This window comes from Chryseobacterium sp. FH1 (assembly GCF_000735135.1).
In the GTDB taxonomy this organism is placed as follows: domain Bacteria; phylum Bacteroidota; class Bacteroidia; order Flavobacteriales; family Weeksellaceae; genus Epilithonimonas.
On sequence record NZ_JPLZ01000006.1, the window covers coordinates 168,610 to 186,896 of the forward strand.

The 18,287-nt window shown below is 36.2% G+C and carries 18 protein-coding genes; 14 read left to right on the plus strand and 4 right to left on the minus strand.

Going from position 1 to position 18,287, the window contains the following annotated elements:
- Positions 1-236 precede the first annotated feature (236 nt).
- The 3 genes from IO90_RS07750 to IO90_RS07760 all read left to right on the plus strand — a co-directional run bounded on the left by IO90_RS07750 (position 237) and on the right by IO90_RS07760 (position 2,558).
- Complete coding sequence (locus IO90_RS07750; protein WP_034965582.1) at positions 237-794, plus strand: RNA polymerase sigma factor; 558 nt, start codon at positions 237-239, stop codon at positions 792-794.
- A complete protein-coding gene (locus IO90_RS07755) occupies positions 775-1,476 on the plus strand; it encodes a hypothetical protein (RefSeq protein WP_034965583.1) in 702 nt (233 codons plus the stop codon). Before IO90_RS07750 ends, IO90_RS07755 begins: the two co-directional genes overlap by 20 nt.
- Positions 1,477-1,598: 122 nt before the next feature.
- Positions 1,599-2,558 (plus strand): PorT family protein, encoded by a 960-nt coding sequence (locus tag IO90_RS07760; protein ID WP_228374657.1) that lies wholly within the window; start codon positions 1,599-1,601, stop codon positions 2,556-2,558.
- An 80-nt stretch (positions 2,559-2,638) separates the two neighbouring features.
- On the opposite strand, the gene IO90_RS07765 is transcribed toward IO90_RS07760, so the two are convergent.
- Together IO90_RS07765 and IO90_RS07770 are read right to left on the minus strand one after the other, a co-directional pair.
- Positions 2,639-3,286: a hypothetical protein gene (locus IO90_RS07765; protein ID WP_034965584.1), complete on the minus strand. Its 648-nt coding sequence runs from the start codon at positions 3,284-3,286 to the stop codon at positions 2,639-2,641.
- A gap of 71 nt (positions 3,287-3,357) precedes the next feature.
- On the minus strand, positions 3,358-4,467 hold the full coding sequence (locus IO90_RS07770) for a helix-turn-helix domain-containing protein (RefSeq protein WP_034965585.1): 1,110 nt from the start codon (positions 4,465-4,467) through the stop codon (positions 3,358-3,360).
- A 172-nt stretch (positions 4,468-4,639) separates the two neighbouring features.
- Between IO90_RS07770 and IO90_RS07775 the strand changes: the two genes are divergently transcribed.
- The 8 genes from IO90_RS07775 to IO90_RS07810 all read left to right on the plus strand — a co-directional run bounded on the left by IO90_RS07775 (position 4,640) and on the right by IO90_RS07810 (position 12,273).
- On the plus strand, positions 4,640-5,065 hold the full coding sequence (locus tag IO90_RS07775; RefSeq protein WP_034965586.1) for a hypothetical protein: 426 nt from the start codon (positions 4,640-4,642) through the stop codon (positions 5,063-5,065).
- 117 nt (positions 5,066-5,182) lie between these two features.
- Complete coding sequence (locus IO90_RS07780) at positions 5,183-6,361, plus strand: acetyl-CoA C-acyltransferase (RefSeq protein WP_034968706.1); 1,179 nt, start codon at positions 5,183-5,185, stop codon at positions 6,359-6,361.
- A gap of 140 nt (positions 6,362-6,501) precedes the next feature.
- The gene (locus IO90_RS07785) at positions 6,502-7,983 is read left to right on the plus strand and encodes an MFS transporter (RefSeq protein ID WP_034965587.1); all 1,482 of its coding nucleotides are present in this window, start codon (positions 6,502-6,504) and stop codon (positions 7,981-7,983) included.
- Between the two features lie 8 nt (positions 7,984-7,991).
- Complete coding sequence (locus tag IO90_RS07790; protein ID WP_228374658.1) at positions 7,992-8,804, plus strand: alpha/beta hydrolase; 813 nt, start codon at positions 7,992-7,994, stop codon at positions 8,802-8,804.
- 95 nt (positions 8,805-8,899) lie between these two features.
- Positions 8,900-9,826, plus strand: a complete 927-nt coding sequence (locus IO90_RS07795; RefSeq protein WP_034965590.1) for a mevalonate kinase — start codon at positions 8,900-8,902, stop codon at positions 9,824-9,826.
- 149 nt (positions 9,827-9,975) lie between these two features.
- Positions 9,976-10,899, plus strand: a complete 924-nt coding sequence (locus IO90_RS07800; RefSeq protein WP_051878411.1) for a UbiA family prenyltransferase — start codon at positions 9,976-9,978, stop codon at positions 10,897-10,899.
- Between the two features lie 15 nt (positions 10,900-10,914).
- Positions 10,915-11,403 (plus strand): GNAT family N-acetyltransferase, encoded by a 489-nt coding sequence (locus IO90_RS07805; RefSeq protein WP_034965591.1) that lies wholly within the window; start codon positions 10,915-10,917, stop codon positions 11,401-11,403.
- 33 nt (positions 11,404-11,436) lie between these two features.
- A complete protein-coding gene (locus IO90_RS07810) occupies positions 11,437-12,273 on the plus strand; it encodes a GLPGLI family protein (RefSeq protein ID WP_034965592.1) in 837 nt (278 codons plus the stop codon).
- Positions 12,274-12,379: 106 nt separating this feature from the next.
- Here IO90_RS07810 and IO90_RS07815 read toward each other — a convergent pair whose 3' ends face one another.
- Positions 12,380-13,174, minus strand: a complete 795-nt coding sequence (locus IO90_RS07815; protein WP_034965594.1) for a S1/P1 nuclease — start codon at positions 13,172-13,174, stop codon at positions 12,380-12,382.
- A 238-nt stretch (positions 13,175-13,412) separates the two neighbouring features.
- Here IO90_RS07815 and uvrA point away from each other — a divergent pair, with 238 nt between their 5' ends.
- Positions 13,413-16,241 (plus strand): excinuclease ABC subunit UvrA, encoded by a 2,829-nt coding sequence (gene uvrA / locus IO90_RS07820; RefSeq protein WP_034965595.1) that lies wholly within the window; start codon positions 13,413-13,415, stop codon positions 16,239-16,241.
- A gap of 97 nt (positions 16,242-16,338) precedes the next feature.
- Here uvrA and map read toward each other — a convergent pair whose 3' ends face one another.
- Positions 16,339-17,103 carry a type I methionyl aminopeptidase gene (gene map / locus IO90_RS07825; RefSeq protein ID WP_034968711.1) on the minus strand — a complete coding sequence of 255 codons (765 nt, stop codon included), beginning with the start codon at positions 17,101-17,103 and terminating at the stop codon, positions 16,339-16,341.
- Between the two features lie 129 nt (positions 17,104-17,232).
- On the opposite strand from map, the gene IO90_RS07830 reads away from it, so the two are divergent.
- Positions 17,233-17,421, plus strand: a complete 189-nt coding sequence (locus tag IO90_RS07830) for a hypothetical protein (RefSeq protein ID WP_034965597.1) — start codon at positions 17,233-17,235, stop codon at positions 17,419-17,421.
- 169 nt (positions 17,422-17,590) lie between these two features.
- On the plus strand, positions 17,591-17,992 hold the full coding sequence (locus IO90_RS07835; protein WP_034968713.1) for a hypothetical protein: 402 nt from the start codon (positions 17,591-17,593) through the stop codon (positions 17,990-17,992).
- Positions 17,993-18,287: the final 295 nt, after the last annotated feature.

Sequence of the window (18,287 nt, forward strand, 5' to 3'; positions counted from 1 at the left end):
CCCGAGCGGTGGCATTCGAAAGGGCGAGGGGATTGCCCAAATTGGAATTTGTTTCTCGCAGATTTGACTGATTGAGCTGATTTTTTGATGATGATCTGCAAAATTTGCTAAATCTGCGAGATTTTATTTTAAATTTATTTATTTGATAGTCAGTTGTTTGTGAATTAATTTCAAATTGTTTTGAAAACAGAGGCAACCATTTTGGTATTTTGCCGTCTTATAGTCAGAAAGAGAAAATGAATCGAGATTTACAACATATCTTTTCCAAAGCAAAGAAAAATGACCGACTGGCTCAGAAGCGCCTGTTCGAGATGTTTTCGGGGAAAATGTTGTCGGTGGCAAATTCTTACATCAATAATCGGGATGATGCGGAAGATGTTTTGATGAATGCTTTCTACAAGGCTTTTACGAAGCTGGAGGATTGTAAGAATTACAAATCGTTTCCGTTTTGGCTGAGGAAAATTGTGGTGAATGACGCGATTAGTTTTATCCGGACAAATAAGCATATCCTGTATGCAGAAACTGAATTTACGGATTCTATTGCGGAACAGACGGAAGATGTGGATGCTATTTCTCAGGACATTGATTTGGAAGTGATTTTCAGGGAAATGCCGATTGGTTATAAATTGGTTTTCAATCTTTCGGTTTTTGAGGAAAAGAAACATCAGGAGATTGCGGAAATCCTGAATATCTCGGAAGGAACCAGCAAAAGTCAGCTGAGTAAAGCAAAAAAATGGCTAACTGATTATTTTAATCAACAAAACACGAAACAAAATGCAGAATCTGAAATCTAAATACGAACAAAAGGAAATGAAAGTTTCCGACGGTCTTTGGGATAGATTGGAAGAAAAACTTGACCAAGTGCCTGCGAAAAAGAAGAAACCGAAAGTCTTTTGGTGGAGATTTGTTGCTGTAATCATTTTGATTCTGAATTTTGGTGGGATTTCTTGGATGACTGATATCAAAAATAAAGTGAAAGAAACTCCGGAATTTAAATTTCCTCGAATCGAAAATCAAATTTCAAGTGTACGTCAGCAGTCTGAAAATACAAACGAAATTCAAATATCATTTTCTACTGACAATGCTGAAATTGATAATCAACGATTGGTGGTTGAAAATAAAGATTCTTCAACTCCGCTCAGAATGACAAAAGGAACTAAAAAAGAAAGTCAAGTTTTTGAAAAAGAAGTTATTGTGAAAAATAATGAGCCACAAATCATTCCTAAATCTGAAGAAAAATTGGCTCAAAACGATATTTCGACTTCGCTCAGCACACAGAAACCGAAAGTGAAATACGTGTCATCATCGGACTTACTTTTCGGAGTGGAAATAGACAAAGCGAAAGCCGAAACACCGAAATCGGCAATGGGAATCAATGTTTCAAAACCTAAAATTGATTCTGATTTTCCCAATCCAAAACGCATCAAACTCTTTGGAATTACGCTCTACGACAAAGATTCTATAACAACTAAATAAACTATTATGAAATTCAAAATTTTACTTTTGGCAATGCTTTCCAGCTTTGCTACAGCCCAAACTACGCTCGATAATCAGATGAAATCCTACACGGAAAAAGTCAATTCCATTGTATCGCAAATATGAAATCTGAAACGGACAAAATTGATGAGGCTTTCTCGTCTGGGAAAATTACAAAAACGGAACAAATTGCGCAGAAAGAAGCGGTTTCTAAAAAATATGAAACAATTATCAATGAAAAAATAGAGAATGAACAGACTCAGTTGGAAGATATTACAAAAACTGCGGTTACCAATTCTGTTTACAATACAAAACCAGATACAACTAAATATAGAAATTCGTTTTCTTGTGAAACTACTGATGGTTTGAAGTTTAAATTCAAAAAAAGAGTTAAATCACCTAAGTATTATATTAATACAAGTACTTTGACTGTCAGCTACGCTTTCGCAAATCTTACAAAAGACAAAGGCAGTTTCAATCCGTTTGAGAATGATTCTGAAATGAGAATCGGAAATTCTCACAGCGTTGAGGTTCAGTTCAGAAAAGACAAACAGCTGGGAAGTTTCACGAGTCCGTGGATTTTGAGATATGGTTTGGCTTACAGAACCGACACTTATATGCCAAAGCGTCCGCAGGTTTTTATTCAGGACAATTCAGAATTGTTTCTTGATGATTTTCAACAGGGTACTTTGAAACGTTCAAAACTTAGAAATGTTTATCTGACCTTACCAGTTGAATTCCAGCTTTATCTGAATCCAAAATACACAGAATACGACGGTAAACAATATCTGGACGTGAGAAAGAAAATGTGGAAGGTTGGAGTAGGAGCTTACGCCGGTGTCAATACGAGAAGCATTGTAAAAGTCAAATATTACAATGAAAATGGCAACTTCAAAAAGTATGATTATACTTTGGACGACGGCGTGAATGCTTTCTTGTTCGGGGGGAAATTTAGTTTTGGTTATGGTGGTGTTAATTTATTTATCAAGAAAGATTTCACACCGATTTTCAATGACAAAGCGAATATCCCAAATAGAAACGGAATCCAGGTTGGAATCGAGATTGCGAACATTGATTTTTAAAACATAACATTTTCATAGAACACCTTTTTATTATTTTCGAAAGCACACTTTTAGGAGTGTGCTTTTTTATTTTAAAATAGTTATCTGTAAATTTTATTTTTCCGGTAGATATCTATCACAAAGTAAATCATTATAAAAGTGGTAATTACGGATGGCAGAATCTGGCTGTAAGGCTTGTAATCTGGCAGAATAGTTCCGATAAAAGCGTCCGTCAAACCTCCCAAAGCACTTATCATTTTGCAGGAATGTTCATAGACCCACAAGTTGCCATATCGATTTTTGGGTATGAAATAGCGGAAAATGTCGTACGAAATGACCATAAAAAGATAACCCACGGTAGAATAAATAATGACCGGATTCCAGTAAAATCCAATGTCCTGCAGGTAATACCAGAAATATGAGACGATGGCAATCGCCGAGACCATAGCCAGCAAATCCTGTAAATAAAATTGATTGGTTTTCGTTTTTATGTTTCTGACGCCTGAGTAGGTATTGTATCCAACCAAAATTGTAATGACAAGCAAAAATATATTCCTTTTGAAAATAATGACGCCAAAAATTCCTGTAATTACCACAATGACCATAAGGTAAACAAAACAAATTCCGAACTTTTTATGAAACAATGTTCCTTTCGATTTTATTAATAGAATGTAACCTAATAAAAGAGCCAAGCAACCACAGATGACGTGAACAATAATGTTGGCAAGATGAAAATTTGAATAATTCATATTTTTTTTCTGCAAACATCAAGAAATATGGAAGTATGATTCGACCGGATTTATAGATTCGGACTCCCGAATTATTTATTAAGACCTCTGTATTCCGAAGGTGTCATCCCGGTTTGTTCCTTGAAAATTTTGTTGAAGGTTGATTTTGTGTTGAATCCGCATTCATAAGCAACACCAAGAATAGAATAATGGCTGTATTTGGGTTCTTTCAGTTTCTCTTTCACTTCTTCCACACGGTAGCTGTTTACAAATTGGTAGAAATTGGTATTAAGCGTTTGGTTGATGATTTGAGACAACTGATTTGTAGAAATATTAATTAAAGAAGATAGTTTTGTAAGGCTCAAACTCTCATCTAAATAAGGTTTCTCTTTGGTCATATAAGCCAATAATTGCTCAGAAATTGCAATGGCTTTGTCATCTGTGGTGAATGGTTTTTCTTTAATCTTATCGATTTTAATTAAAGATATATTCTGATTGATAACAATGCTTTGCCTCAAACTGAAATAGACAATGCAAATAATATAAATACTCTGGATATTGCTTACCAGGCTGAAAATATCCTGCGTGCGGATTATATCAAATCTGGTTCCTGAAGATATGATCGCAATGACAATCAGAAAAATAAAGATTAAGGAAATAACAATCCATTTTAACCAGTTCAGATTGATTTTGTCTAGTGTAGAATAATTTTCGGGAAGGATTTTTTGATATTTTTTTAAAGCTAAAAAGCAAAGCACAATATAAATAACCGGAATTATCGCCATTGGTAAAGTGAGAAGATTTAGCAAAAAACTGTTTCTTTCCGCACCTAAATATGGAATATTATTAATAAAATTAATTCTATCATAACCAAATGAAATAGATAGAAAAACCAAATTGTAAAATATATAAAACAGCGAATGTTTCAATATTACTTTAAAGCTAAATGGAATATTAAACGTTATAGAAATTACATAAAGATAAAGTATCGCAGTACTGAAAACCGGCAGAGTGAAGCCAAAAATCTGAAGAACATTAACCGTATTCGAGGGAAGCAGATAATAAGCAAGATTGCTCCCGCTTATAATCATCCACAATATCAGATAATAATCCGAATGGGTTTTAGTCTTCTTCGAAACAATCAGCAATACACACAACAATGCTACAATGATTCCTGAAAATGTAATGTTGTCGTTTATCATAGCATAAAAATTGTTCTTGAATATCCAGTAAAGTTTTCGATTTATTTAATAAAAAGTCCAATTTAATCTAAATATTTCAATGTCAAAAAAATAAATTGAACAATGAAATTTTAAATCAACATACTTTTGCCGGTCAGGAATTTTTATTTACATTGGCAAGTAAGATTTAAGAATGAAAAATTTACAGTTAATCGGATTGTTTTTGGTTGTGGCAGGCAGTTTTCTGCCGTTGGTCCATATTCCAATTGTTGGGAACTGGAACTATTGGAAAGTAGATAACACACTCGCCATCGTACTTTGGGGATTTTCTTTATTGACGCTGGTTTTCATCCTGATTGGTAAAAATAAATTGGTGAGAATAATGTCATTTTTAATGATATTGCTTTTTGTTTTCACAATTGTCGCCATTAAGTTAAAATCTTTGGATTATTTCAGTTTTTTACCTTTCAAACCCTGGCAATCCACATTCGCCGGAATCGTGAAATTATCTTTGGGATGGTTCATCGAGTTTCTGGGCGCAGTGGTTATTTTAATTGCATCAAGAAAAAGTATCATTAAACCACAAAGTCACAAAGATTTGCACAATGAGCACAATTGATTTTTGAAATTTGACAAAGTCAAACCTTGTGACCTTAAAACATTTAGTAGTTAAAAAAAAAACTTTGTGCACTTTGTGTTAAGAATTAATATTAAATCAAAAAAAATTAAAAATATTATGAAAGAAGTATTCATTGTATCAGCGGTCAGAACACCAATGGGAAGTTTTATGGGAAGTCTTTCGACGGTTCCTGCAACACAATTGGGAACTGTGGCTGTAAAAGGAGCTTTAGACAAAATCAACCTTGACCCGGTTTTGGTTGAGGAAATCTATATGGGAAATGTTTTGCAGGCTGGCGAAGGTCAGGCTCCGGCAAGACAAGTGGCTTTGGGCGCAGGTTTGTCCAATCATACACCTTCCACAACCATCAACAAAGTTTGTGCTTCGGGAATGAAAGCCGTAACAATGGCTAGTCAAGCCATAAAAGCTGGCGACGTCGATATCATCGTAGCTGGCGGAATGGAAAATATGTCGATGGTTCCTCATTATATTGATGGAAGAAATGGCGTGAAATTAGGCGAAATCAAAATGCAGGATGGCCTTTTGAAAGATGGTTTGACCGATGTTTACAACAAACAGCATATGGGCGTTTGCGCAGAATTGTGCGCGAAAGAAAACGACATCACGAGAGAAGAACAAGATGCTTTTGCAATCCAATCTTACAAAAGAGCCGCATCGGCTTGGGAAGCTGGAAAATTTGCAGATGAAGTTGTTCCTGTTTCGATTCCTCAGCGAAAAGGCGACCCGATTATTTTCTCGGAAGATGAAGAATATAAAGCGGTTAAGTTTGATAAAATCCCAACATTAGGCACAGTTTTTCAAAAAGAAAACGGAACAGTAACCGCTGCCAACGCTTCAACATTAAATGACGGCGCATCTGCTTTAATTCTAATGTCCAAAGAAAAAATGGAGGAATTAGGATTGAAACCTTTGGCGAAAATCATTTCTTACGCTGACGCTGCTGTAGAACCTGAAAGATTCACAATGGCGCCTTCGAAGGCTTTGCCAATTGCACTAAAGAAAGCAAACTTAACAAAAGCTGACATCGATTTCTTTGAATTAAATGAAGCTTTTTCAGTAGTTGGATTGGCTAATACCAAAGTTTTAGGATTGGACGCTTCAAAAGTGAATGTGAATGGTGGCGCAGTTTCTATCGGCCATCCGCTTGGAAGTTCTGGTTCAAGAATCATTGTCACTTTGATTAATGTTTTGAAACAAAACAACGGAAAATATGGTGCGGCCGCAATTTGCAACGGTGGCGGTGGCGCAACGGCTATAGTTATCGAAAACCTGTAATAGTCATTAATTAAAATATAATTTAAACCCTTTCAGATTTCAAGTTTGAAAGGGTTTTTGTTATTAAATTTTTGATACAAACGCATTTTTTTGTCAACTTGTAATTCCTTTTTTTACTTTTGTCTAAATAATTATTTCCAATGTCCGAAATAGAAAAAACAATTCCAGAAAACTCAATCAAAAATAATCCGAAAATTATGCGCGCCTGGGCGTTGTATGATTGGGCAAACTCGGTTTATTCCTTGGTCATCACGTCCACAATTTTCCCAATTTATTACGCAATTCTTACGACGGCGTATGAAAAGAAAGAATATGTTGCAGAAACCAAACAGTGGATTGATGTTGCTGTGCCGCATATGATTAAGATATTTGGCAAAGAATACCATCCAGACACGGTTTATGGCTATTCTCTCACGCTTTCCTTTTTGATTGTCGTTTTGCTTTCCCCGATTTTATCGTCGCTGGCAGACACGATAGGGAACAAGAAATCTTTCCTTCAGTTTTTCTGTTATCTGGGCGCGACATCTTGTATGGGATTGGCGATGTTTACAGGAATGGGAACTGTTTGGCTGGGCTTGTTGTTCAGCGTTACGGCGAGTGTCGGTTTCTGGGGAAGTTTGGTTTTCTATAATTCCTTTTTGCCGGATATTGCAACGCCGGACAAGCAGGATGCGCTTTCTGCAAAAGGTTACGTTTACGGTTACATTGGTTCAGTTATTTTGGTAATTATTTGTTTGATTTTGATTCAGGTTTGTGCGGAAACACCTAAGCAGGCGCAGATTTATACGCGTGTGAGTTTCCTTTTGACTGGTGCTTGGTGGTTTGGCTTTTCTCAATATACCTTCAAACATTTACCGCAATTTGGTCAGGTTAAGGAGCAATTGCCGAAAGATTTGGTTTTGCTTAATTATAAAAATATCTTCAAAAGTCACAGAGAACAAGGTGGTTTCTTCGAAGTTTTGAAAGATAATTTCGGGTTTTATTTCGATGTATTCAAACAAAGTTTCCGCGAATTGTTCAAAGTCGGTGGTCATCTTTTTGCCGATAAAAATCTGAAATTCTTCCTTTCCAGTTTCTTTTTCTACAGTGTTGGGATGCAGACGATTTTCCTAATGGCAACATTATTTGGAAAGCGTGAGATCAATATGGCGCAGGATAAATTGATAATGACACTTTTATTAATTCAAATCGAAGCGATTATCGGAGCTTTGTTTTTCTCTTGGTTATCGAAGAAAATAGGGAACAAGAATGTCATTAGTATCACCGTTGCCTTGTGGATTGGCGCTTGTCTTTCAGCCTATTATTTGAACAAAGAAAATCCGAATGTAGAATATCAATTCTACGGAATCGCTGCTGTGATTGGTTTGGTGATGGGCGGTTTGCAGGCGATGTCGCGGTCAACCTATTCCAAGTTGTTACCACAGGATTCTATGGACAACACGACGTTCTTTAGCTTTTATGATGTCTTGGAAAAAATTGCCATTATCTTAGGAACTTTCATCTTTGCAACGTTGATAGAATATTACAACAATATGCGTTACGCCGCTTTATCGATGACGATTTTCTTTGCCATTGGATTGATATTGATTCGTTTTATGAAAGTGAAAAATAATACCAAATAATTATCATTTTGAGAATATTAGGTTTCCTGTTCTTATTACTGTTTACAGCTTTCAACGCTCAAACTTCGGTTTCAGAAGATTTGATTATTGGAAAGAAAATCACTTTGGATTCTAAGATTCTTAATGAAAAAAGAATACTGAATATCTATCTTCCACAGACTTATGACAAGACGAAAAGTTATCCTGTCATTTACATTTTGGACGGAAGTATAAATGAGGATTTCCTGCATTTGGTCGGACTTCAGCAATTTTTCAATATGCAGTTCAAAATGCCGGATTTCATCATTGTTGGTATTGCGAACGTTGATAGAAAAAGGGATTTCACATTCCATACAGATTTGAAGGATTTGCAGAAAGATTATCCTACAACAGGACATTCCGACAAGTTTATTGAATTTGTTGAAAAAGAATTGCAACCTTTCATCAATAAAAATTATAAGACAGATAAGACAAAATACATCATTGGTCAATCGCTGGGCGGACTTTTGGCAACTGAGATTTTATTGAAAAAGCCAGAACTTTTCACCCATTATTTCATCATCAGTCCAAGTCTTTGGTGGGACGATGAAAGTCTTTTGAATAAGGCTAATTCATTACTTTCCCCACAAAAAGATGAAGAAAGATTTGTCTATGTTTCTGTCGGGAAAAATGAACATAAAACAATGGTGAAAGATGCGGATTCACTTTTTCAAATTCTCAAAAATTCAGGAAAAAAGAAACTGAAATTAGAATATAATCTAATGCAGGACGACAACCACGCAACCATTTTGCACAAAAGCGTTTACGAAGGATTTTTGAAATTGTATCCATCATCAGATTAATTTTGGATTATTAATAAAAATTTAAAATCGCGGTTCATTTTTTGATAATAGTCGAATAGTTTATTTTTTGTAAATTTGCAACATCAAAACACACTATGACAAACCCTTTATTTTACGCTAAAATTCTTCTCTTCGGTGAGTATGGCATTATTGAGGATTCTCAAGGGCTCACTTTACCGTACAGTTTTTATAAAGGAACACTCAAATTTTCCGATTTGGACAACGATTTTGAAAAGAAATCCAACCAATCTCTGGAAAAATATTCCAATTATCTTTTGGATTTGGAATTGCCTGAGGAATTTAAACTCAACGTACAATCTTTCAAAGCAGACATCGCAAAAGGTTTGTTCTTCGATTCCAATATTCCGCAAGGTTATGGAGTAGGGAGTTCAGGCGCTTTGGTGGCCGCGATTTTCGAAAAATATTCTTTCACAAAAAGAGAACCTGATACGATTTCCAAAAACGAACTGAAGGATTTGAAAATGATTTTCGGTCAGTTGGAAAGTTATTTCCACGGAAAAAGTTCAGGAATCGACCCGTTGATTTGTTTTATGAATCTTCCGATTCTGATTGAAAGCAAAGACAGCGTTGACAAAGTTTCCATTCCAGCAGAAGAGTTAGGCAAAGGCGCAATTTTCCTGATTGATTCTGGAACGATTGGCGAAACTGGGCCAATGATTCAAATCTTCTTTGAAAAATTGAAAAATGAAGGTTTCCGCAAGACTTTGAAAGAAGAATTCATCCGTTACAACAACGCTTGCATCGACGCTTTCCTTAGAAAAGATATGAATCCGTTTTTCAAAAACCTAAAGAAATTATCGGTTTGGGCTTACGAACATTTCCGTCCGATGATTCCGGAAAATCTTTTCAACATCTGGAAAAAAGGAATCGATTCCAATGCCTATTACCTCAAACTTTGTGGTAGTGGAGGCGGAGGCTATATTCTTGGCTTTTCCAAAGATTACGAAAAGGCGGAGAAAATGTTGGAAGGTTTTCACAAAGAAGTGATTTACAGATTCTAAATTATTTAAAATCAATAAAATATAAAAGTCTTCGACTCTGCTCAGACTGACAGCTCTAAAAAAAACATTATTAGTATAAGCGTTGTCACACTGAGCGGAGTCGAAGTGTTTTCATAATACTCAAAAGCTTACGCACAAAGAACTTTAAAATGACCAACGAAACGAAACCTGCTTCCCGAAATGCCCTGTACCGTGTTTCTCAGTTGATGGGTTTTCTGTTGGGTGCTCGTTTTTTTGTTGCGATTCTACTCACATTTGCACTTTACGTTTCGACATTTTTCCTGTTCAATCGCGAAGAAAGTTTCAGAAATTTTGTCTTCGATTATAAAGTTCATTTTATCATCATTTGTTCCGTTCTCAGCATTTTAGCAGGCGGAATTATCAATCGGTTTTATGATAAGGAAAAAGACCAGTTGGTCAAACCTTTCCGGTCTAGATTGCAGAATTTCCTCAAGGAGAAATATTTTTTGACCGCTTATGTCATTCTCAACGCATTGTCGCTTGGATTGGCGTTTTTTGTGTCGCATCGGGTTTTTATTTTCTTCTTGATTTATCAGTTTTTGATGTGGTTTTACAGCCACAAACTCAGCAAAATTATTGTCCTTAATAACTTCACTTTCGTAGCGTTGACGCTATATCCATTCTTCGGAATGTTGATTTATTATCAGACGTTTTCGCTGAAGATTTTGTTTTTGGCAATCTTCCTTTTCCTAATGCTTTTCATCATCGATGTTACAAAAGATACATTGACGAGAAATGCCGATAAAATGTTTGGTTACGAGACGATTGCGAACCGATTGGGATTTCAAAACACAAGGTCGATTTTATTAATTTTATTAATCATTACCTTGATTGTTTCATTAATTCTAAGTGTTGGAATTGGCTTTAAAAATATTATTGCTTGGTATTTTCTACTGACAATGGTTGTGATTTTGGGAACAGTTTATATGTTGTTCAGAAATCAGAAAAATGATAAATTTAAATCATTGAACCTATTAAGACTTTGGATTTTCTTCGGAATTCTTGCAATGCTTTTGGACGGAATTTATCACAAATATCCTTGGTTAATTTAAAATATTCTCAAAAAAATGTCAGTAATCATTAGAGAAAACAAAGCTGAAGACAACGCCATTCTTGCCAAAATTATCAGAACAGCATTCCACGATTTTGAAGTAAGTTGCACTGATGGAACTGCTTATTCTGACCCGACGACAGATGATTTATATTCATTATTTCAAACTGAGAAATCAGCTTTGTTTGTAGTAGAGGAAAATGGTTTGATTTTAGGCTGTTGTGGAATTTTTCCAACCGACAATTTGCCTGATGATACAACTGAACTCGCCAAATTTTACCTTTCAAAAGAGTCAAGAGGAAAAGGAATTGGAAAATTATTACTCGAAAAATGTCTTGAAAAAGCTGAAGAATTAGGTTATAAAAACGTTTATCTCGAAAGCATTCCGGAATTTAGCAAAGCAGTTTCTATTTATGAAAAACAAGGCTTTCAATATTTAGAAAAACCATTGGGCAACTCAGGGCATTCTGGCTGTAATCTTTGGATGATTAAAAAATTAGACTAAAATTTTCTTATCTTTATTTGAAATGATTTTCGAATGAGATTAAAGCTGTTTTTTATTTTACTCACCATTTCTTTCAATCTGAAATCCCAAAACCAACGATTTCTTTACGAATACAAATCTGTTTCGGATTCTCTCAATCGTGACAAAATTGAGTCTGAACTGATGGCTCTGGATGTCTCAAACAGATTTTCGAAATTCTACAGCTACGATAATTTTAAATATGATTCAATCTCAAAATCGAATGTTGACAAAGGGATTTCTGATTCAAATTTAAAAATTAAAAAAAGTAAAAACTTGTACTTTATCATCAAAAATTATCCTGATTTTTCTGTTTTAATGATTTCAAGAATTGGTCAGGTAAAATACAATGTCAAAGATGATAGAGTTATAAATTGGAAAATTTTACCTGAAAATGATGTTTTAGGAAATTTTAAAATCCAAAAAGCAGAAACTGAATTTGCCGGCAGAAAATGGACAGCTTGGTTCACGACGGAAATTCCAATTCAGGAAGGTCCGTACAAATTCAGAGGTTTGCCAGGACTTATTTTAAAGATTTACGATTCTACTAATTCTCATAGTTTTACGCTGGCTGGAATTCAGAAATTAAAAAGTATCAATGCAAAAGATGATAATTTTGTTTTCGATTTCGGAACCAATCAAAATGTGTCTCAGGAAAAGTATACACGGATTTTAAAAGAATTCAGAGACGACCCGAATAAGTCAATTCGGCAAACTTTGAGTGAGATGGAAGAGGTTAATGATAATGGAAAAATGGTCAACAAAAATGACTATCTCCGCGAAAGAGAAAAACGGTTGAAGGAAGAAATAAAAAAGTCCAATAACCTGTTGGAATTGGACTTGTTAAAATAATTTTTATTTAATAATTTTTTCTCGCTGATTAAGCAAATTCTAAAGATTTATATTAATCTGGAAAATCTATGAAATCTGCGCGAGCTTAAATTACTTTTCTATTAATTTACCCGAAAACATCATTCAGCACTTTCGCCAAACGCAATCCGCCGTACAACAATTGTCTTTCAACAGTCGATTCAAAACGGTAATTGTAATCGTAACTCAATTTGGAATCTTTCGGCGTGTGAAAATAGATAGAATTAGCAATTTTCTGACTGTCATACAACCAATCTTGCAAAGTTCCGCCTTGGATATTTTTCACATCATCTTTTGATTTGATGTCTAAAAGATTGGCAAATTCCGTGTAAGAATATTTTCTGTCCTCTACCATTTTCGAATCCCAAAGTGAATGCAAATTCGTGTTTTGTCCAAAATAAGTCACGTTGATTTTGTTTCCTCCCAAATCTTCAAAACGGCCTACGTGAAGCGGTTGATGAAGGTCGCCCACTAAGTGAACCAGGAAAATCAAAGCATTTCTTTTATCAGATTCCGATGTGTTTTTATCTTTGATTTTCGTCGCAAGACTTTCGATTTGTGTATAAAGATTCGGACTTTTCTGAGCCTCCAAAGAATCTTTGAATTGCTGAAAATTCTTTTGTGCGTTGATGTTCACATAATGCCAGGACGACGTTTCTTTCCAAACGCCAGTAGTATCAGACTTGATGAAATCCGGCCAGTTCGCATAGTAGGCCAATTTCTGATTTTCCAGAAGTTTCTTGATTTTTCTTTCTGCTTTCGAACTCAAGTGATGTTGCGCAATCTCTGCAATCACACGGTGTCCCGTCAATCCCCAAGCGAAGCAGTAGAACGATGAGAATATTAAAACAGCAAATGTGAATTTTGATAAAATACGTTTCATTTTTTTAATTTATTTCAAGTCGCAAAGATAGGTTTATCAAAAATTTATTTATGTCCAAAACTCTGTTAAATATTATTAAACTTGGATTAAGGTAAAGTGCAATCGTCAATTAATTTCCGTAAATTTGCGTTTTCCCAGAATTGGACTTTTCAATGTAATCGCTGTCATTAAAAAGTGAAGAAAACAATAAAAATTAGCGATTCCATTTGACCTTTAAAAAAGAAATGAATATCTATAAATGAAAGATAATCAGGAATTTATCGAAATATACGGCGCTAGAGAACACAACCTCAAGAACATTACCGTCAAAATCCCACGCAACGAATTGGTGGTCATCACTGGACTTTCCGGAAGTGGAAAATCTTCCCTCGCATTTGATACCATTTTTGCGGAAGGGCAAAGGCGTTACATCGAGACGTTTTCTGCATATGCAAGACAGTTTCTTGGTGGATTGGAACGTCCGGATGTTGACAAGATTGAAGGACTTTCTCCCGTAATTGCCATCGAACAAAAAACGACCAACAAAAATCCACGTTCAACTGTTGGAACTATTACCGAACTTTATGATTATTTGAGACTTTTGTTTGCAAGGGTTTCTGATGCTTATTCGATGAGTTCCGGAAAACGATTGGTAAGTTATACGGAAGACCAGATTCTGGAAACCATCAAAGAAAACTTCAAAGGAAAAAAGGTCTATCTGATGTCGCCTGTTGTGCGTTCCAGAAAAGGACATTACCACGAACTGTTCATTCATCTTTCCAAAAAAGGTTATTCGCAAGCCAGAATCGACGGTGTTCTTCAAGACATCGAATATGATTTGAAACTCGACCGTTACAAAACCCACGACGTGGAAGTGGTGGTGGACAGATGGATTATCGGAGAATCGGCGACGGAACTGAGGATGCAGAAATCCCTGAAAACAGCTTCTGATATGGGCGAAGGTTTGATTGCCATTCAGGAAATGGGAAGTGAAGAAATTCATTTTTTCTCTAAGAATTTGATGGACGACATCACGGGAGATTCGATGGCTTTGCCGGAACCGAATACGTTCTCATTCAACTCACCGAAAGGAAGTTGCGAAACGTGCAAAGGTCTTGGAACGGTTAAAAAAGTGAACACCGACTATTTCGTCGAAAACGATAAACTGTCAATCAATCAAGGTGCACTGTTACCTTTGGAGCAAATCAAATCCAACAAATGGATTCTTTCTCAGATTAAATTAATCCTAGAAGTTTTCGATTTGAGTTTGACAACGCCTTTCAAAGATATTCCGAAAGAAGCTTTGGAATACATCTATTATGGTCATAACAAAGACATTACGAAAGAACTGAGACACGCCGGAATCTCAAAAAAAATCAAAATCAACTTCGAAGGTTTGGTTCATATTCTTGAAGAGATTGTGGACGAACGTGAAAATTATGATGCTGTTTTGGTCGAAAGAAATTTCACAACAGAGGAAGTTTGCCCGACTTGTAAAGGTGCGCGTCTTCGTCAGGAAAGTTTGAGTTTCAAGATTGATGGAAAAAATATTGCGGAAATCAACGGCCTTTCTTTATTAGATTTGAAAGAATGGCTGGCCGATGTAAAAGATACTTTCAGCGAAAAAAATAAAATCATCGCGTACGAAATCCTTAGAGAAATCGAAACAAGATTGCAATTTCTTCTGGATGTCGGTTTGGATTATCTGAGTCTCAGCAGAAGCTCGAAAACCCTTTCCGGAGGCGAATCTCAACGAATCCGTTTGGCAACACAAATTGGCTCTCAACTCGTAAATGTTCTTTATATTTTGGATGAGCCATCAATTGGTCTTCATCAACGTGACAACGAAAGATTGATTAATTCCTTGAAACATCTTCGTGACATCGGGAATTCGGTTTTGGTGGTGGAGCACGATAAAGATATGATTTTGGAAGCTGACCACGTTTTGGATATTGGTCCAAGAGCGGGGAAATTCGGTGGAGAAATTCTTTGGCAAGGTCATCCAAAAGACATCAAAAAAGCCAATACAATCACAGCAGATTATCTGACTGGAAAACGGAAAATCGAAATTCCAGCAGAACGAAGAGCCGGAAACGGAAAATCAATTGTCTTGAAAGGCGCAACTGGAAACAATCTTAAAAATGTCAACCTTGAAATTCCATTAGGGAAATTGGTGGTCGTTTCGGGGATTTCCGGAAGTGGAAAATCGTCTTTAATTAATGGCACGCTTTATCCAATTTTGAACCGCCATTTTTACAGAGCGATTCAGGAACCTTTGCCTTACAAAAGCATCGATGGGATTGATAATATCGACAAAATCGTAGATGTTGACCAAAGTCCGATTGGTAGAACACCGCGTTCAAATCCAGCGACTTACACGGGGATGTTCACAGATATTCGTAATCTTTTTGCGGAGTTGCCGGAGAGTAAAATCCGTGGTTATAAAGCCGGAAGATTCTCTTTCAACGTAAAAGGCGGACGTTGCGAAACTTGCCAAGGTGGCGGTTTGAAAGTCATTGAAATGAATTTCTTACCCGACGTCTACGTTCATTGCGAAACTTGCCACGGAAAACGTTTCAACCGTGAAACTCTGGAAGTGCGTTACAAAGGAAAATCGATTTCTGATGTTCTGGAAATGACCATCAATGAAGCGGTAGAATTCTTCCAGCCGATTCCAAAAATCTACATCAGAGTGAAAACTTTGCAGGATGTTGGTTTGGGTTACATCACGATTGGTCAGCAATCCACGACTTTGAGTGGAGGAGAAGCGCAACGTGTGAAACTGGCAACGGAACTTTCCAAAAGACAAACTGGAAACACGCTTTATATCTTGGATGAACCGACAACCGGACTTCATTTTGAAGATGTAAAAGTTTTGATGGAGGCCATCAATCAATTGGTGGAATTAGGAAACTCTTTCATCATCATCGAGCATAATATGGACGTTATCAAGTTAGCAGACCATATTATCGATGTTGGTCCGGAAGGTGGAAAACACGGCGGACAAATCATTGCGGAAGGAACGCCTGAGCAGATTATCAAATCCAAAAAAAGTTTGACGGCGAAGTTTTTGAAGAAAGAAATGTAACTTAATTAGAAGCTAGAGCTTAGATTTTAGAAGTTAGACTTTGTAAATAAATAAAAAATGTCAGTCCAAGTGGAGTGACATTTTTTGTTTGATATTTTTAATTATAAATCCCGTTCGCCTCGGTCAAAATCATTGGTTTTCCTTCAGTTACAACAATCGTATGTTCGTGTTGCGCCATAAAACCACCTTTGTTTCCAACCATTGTCCAGCCATCTTTTTGAGTGTCAGCAATCGTAGAAGTTGTGGAAATGAAAGTCTCAATTGCCACGACAGAATTTTTCTTGAATCTCTGAGTATTGAATCGGTCTCGGTAATTTGCAATCTCGTGTGGTTCCTCGTGCAGACTTCTGCCAACGCCGTGTCCAGTCAGGTTTTTGATGACTTTGTAACCGCGTTTTTTGGCTTCGGTTTCCATCAGATGACCAATGTCCGAGATTCTCACGCCACCTTTAATATTGGAAATTGCTTTCTGCAGGATTTCTTTGGAAGCGTCAATCAGTTTTTGATGTTGGTTGATGTCTTCGCCAATCACAAAAGAACCGCCATTATCTGACCAAAATCCATCCAGCTCCGCAGAAACATCGATGTTAATCAAGTCGCCTTCTTTCAGAATCGTTTTCTCGGACGGAATCCCGTGGCAAAACTCATTATTCACGCTAATGCAAGTGTAACCAGGAAATCCATATGTCAGATACGGAGCAGATTTGGCGCCCATCTCTTCTAAGATTTTTCCACCAAAATCATCCAATTCTTTGGTAGAAATTCCTGCTTTGGCAAAGTTTCTCATTTCCTTCAAAGCGTATGCTACAGCTTCGCTTGCCTTTTGCATTCCGATTAATTCTGACTCGTTGGTGATGGACATATTGATATTTTTTAATTCAGTAAAATCAAATTTATCGATTATCATTAGAAAAAACAAATATGAACAACTTACTTCACCAATAATTTTCAAATGGTATCAATTTTGTCATTAATCGTAAAAATAAAAGTTATGAAATCTTTAAAAATTTATTTAGCAACTGGTGTTTTCCTTCTTAGTTTTTCTTGTGTTGCACCGCCAAGACCACCGAAACCTCCAAAGCATCCAAGACACGGCGCGAAACCAATGCCACCAGGACAAGCTAAAAAGCTTTATGGAACCAAATCCGCAAGACCTTTTGCGCCAGGCCAAAATAAATAATTAATAAAATATTAGTTTAGAATTCCAAGATGTGAAAATGTCTTGGAATTTTTTTTTGAATTCCAATATTAAATTTTCACTGTCAATGTTAATTTAATATGAACGGAATATTAAAATGTTGTAACTTTGTCATTAGGTAAGATAAATATTAACTCAAAATCAATTGATTATGGAAATGAAAATGATTAGCAAAATGGTTGCATTATCAATATTTGTATTGGCAGGTTTGTTCAGTGTGGCTCAAGCTCAGGAATCTGAGAAAAATATACAGGAAGTGGTGCTTCGCTCTGGCGATGCTTTCGGAGAACTTAGGAAACTCGTAAAAGATAATTTCGATTTCACGGCTTCGGAATATAAGGAAGGGATTGTCAATTCGGATGTGAGATTCAGTGTTGCGGAGAATGGAAAGATTACAAACATCCACGCAAACGGTGATTGCAAAAACGTGAGCAAAGAATTGGAGAATGTTTTGGCAAGCCTCATTTACAAAGTGGATGCGGATAAAATAAATTCTAAAATGATGGCGACAACTTACGTAATGCCCGTGAGTTTGAAGATAGATAATAGATAAATGTTTAAAATTGTTAGTAAGAAGCCGTACGCATTTTTGCGTATGGCTTTTTTGTGTTTTAAAGGAAACTTTCTAAATGAAAATGAATAGTTGATTGGATAAGAAAACCCATAGCCCTGATGGGAACGGCATCCTTTTTTGGCATTGCGACGCAGGCCTGAATCAAGATAAACTCCCGTCGATCGCAATGACAAAAAAGATATAGTGGACAGCAGGTTCCCGGCTCCTAATTATGGGAGATAGAGTTTGAGAGTTGGAGGGTTTGAGTTTGGGAGTGGGTTTAATTTCGTAATTT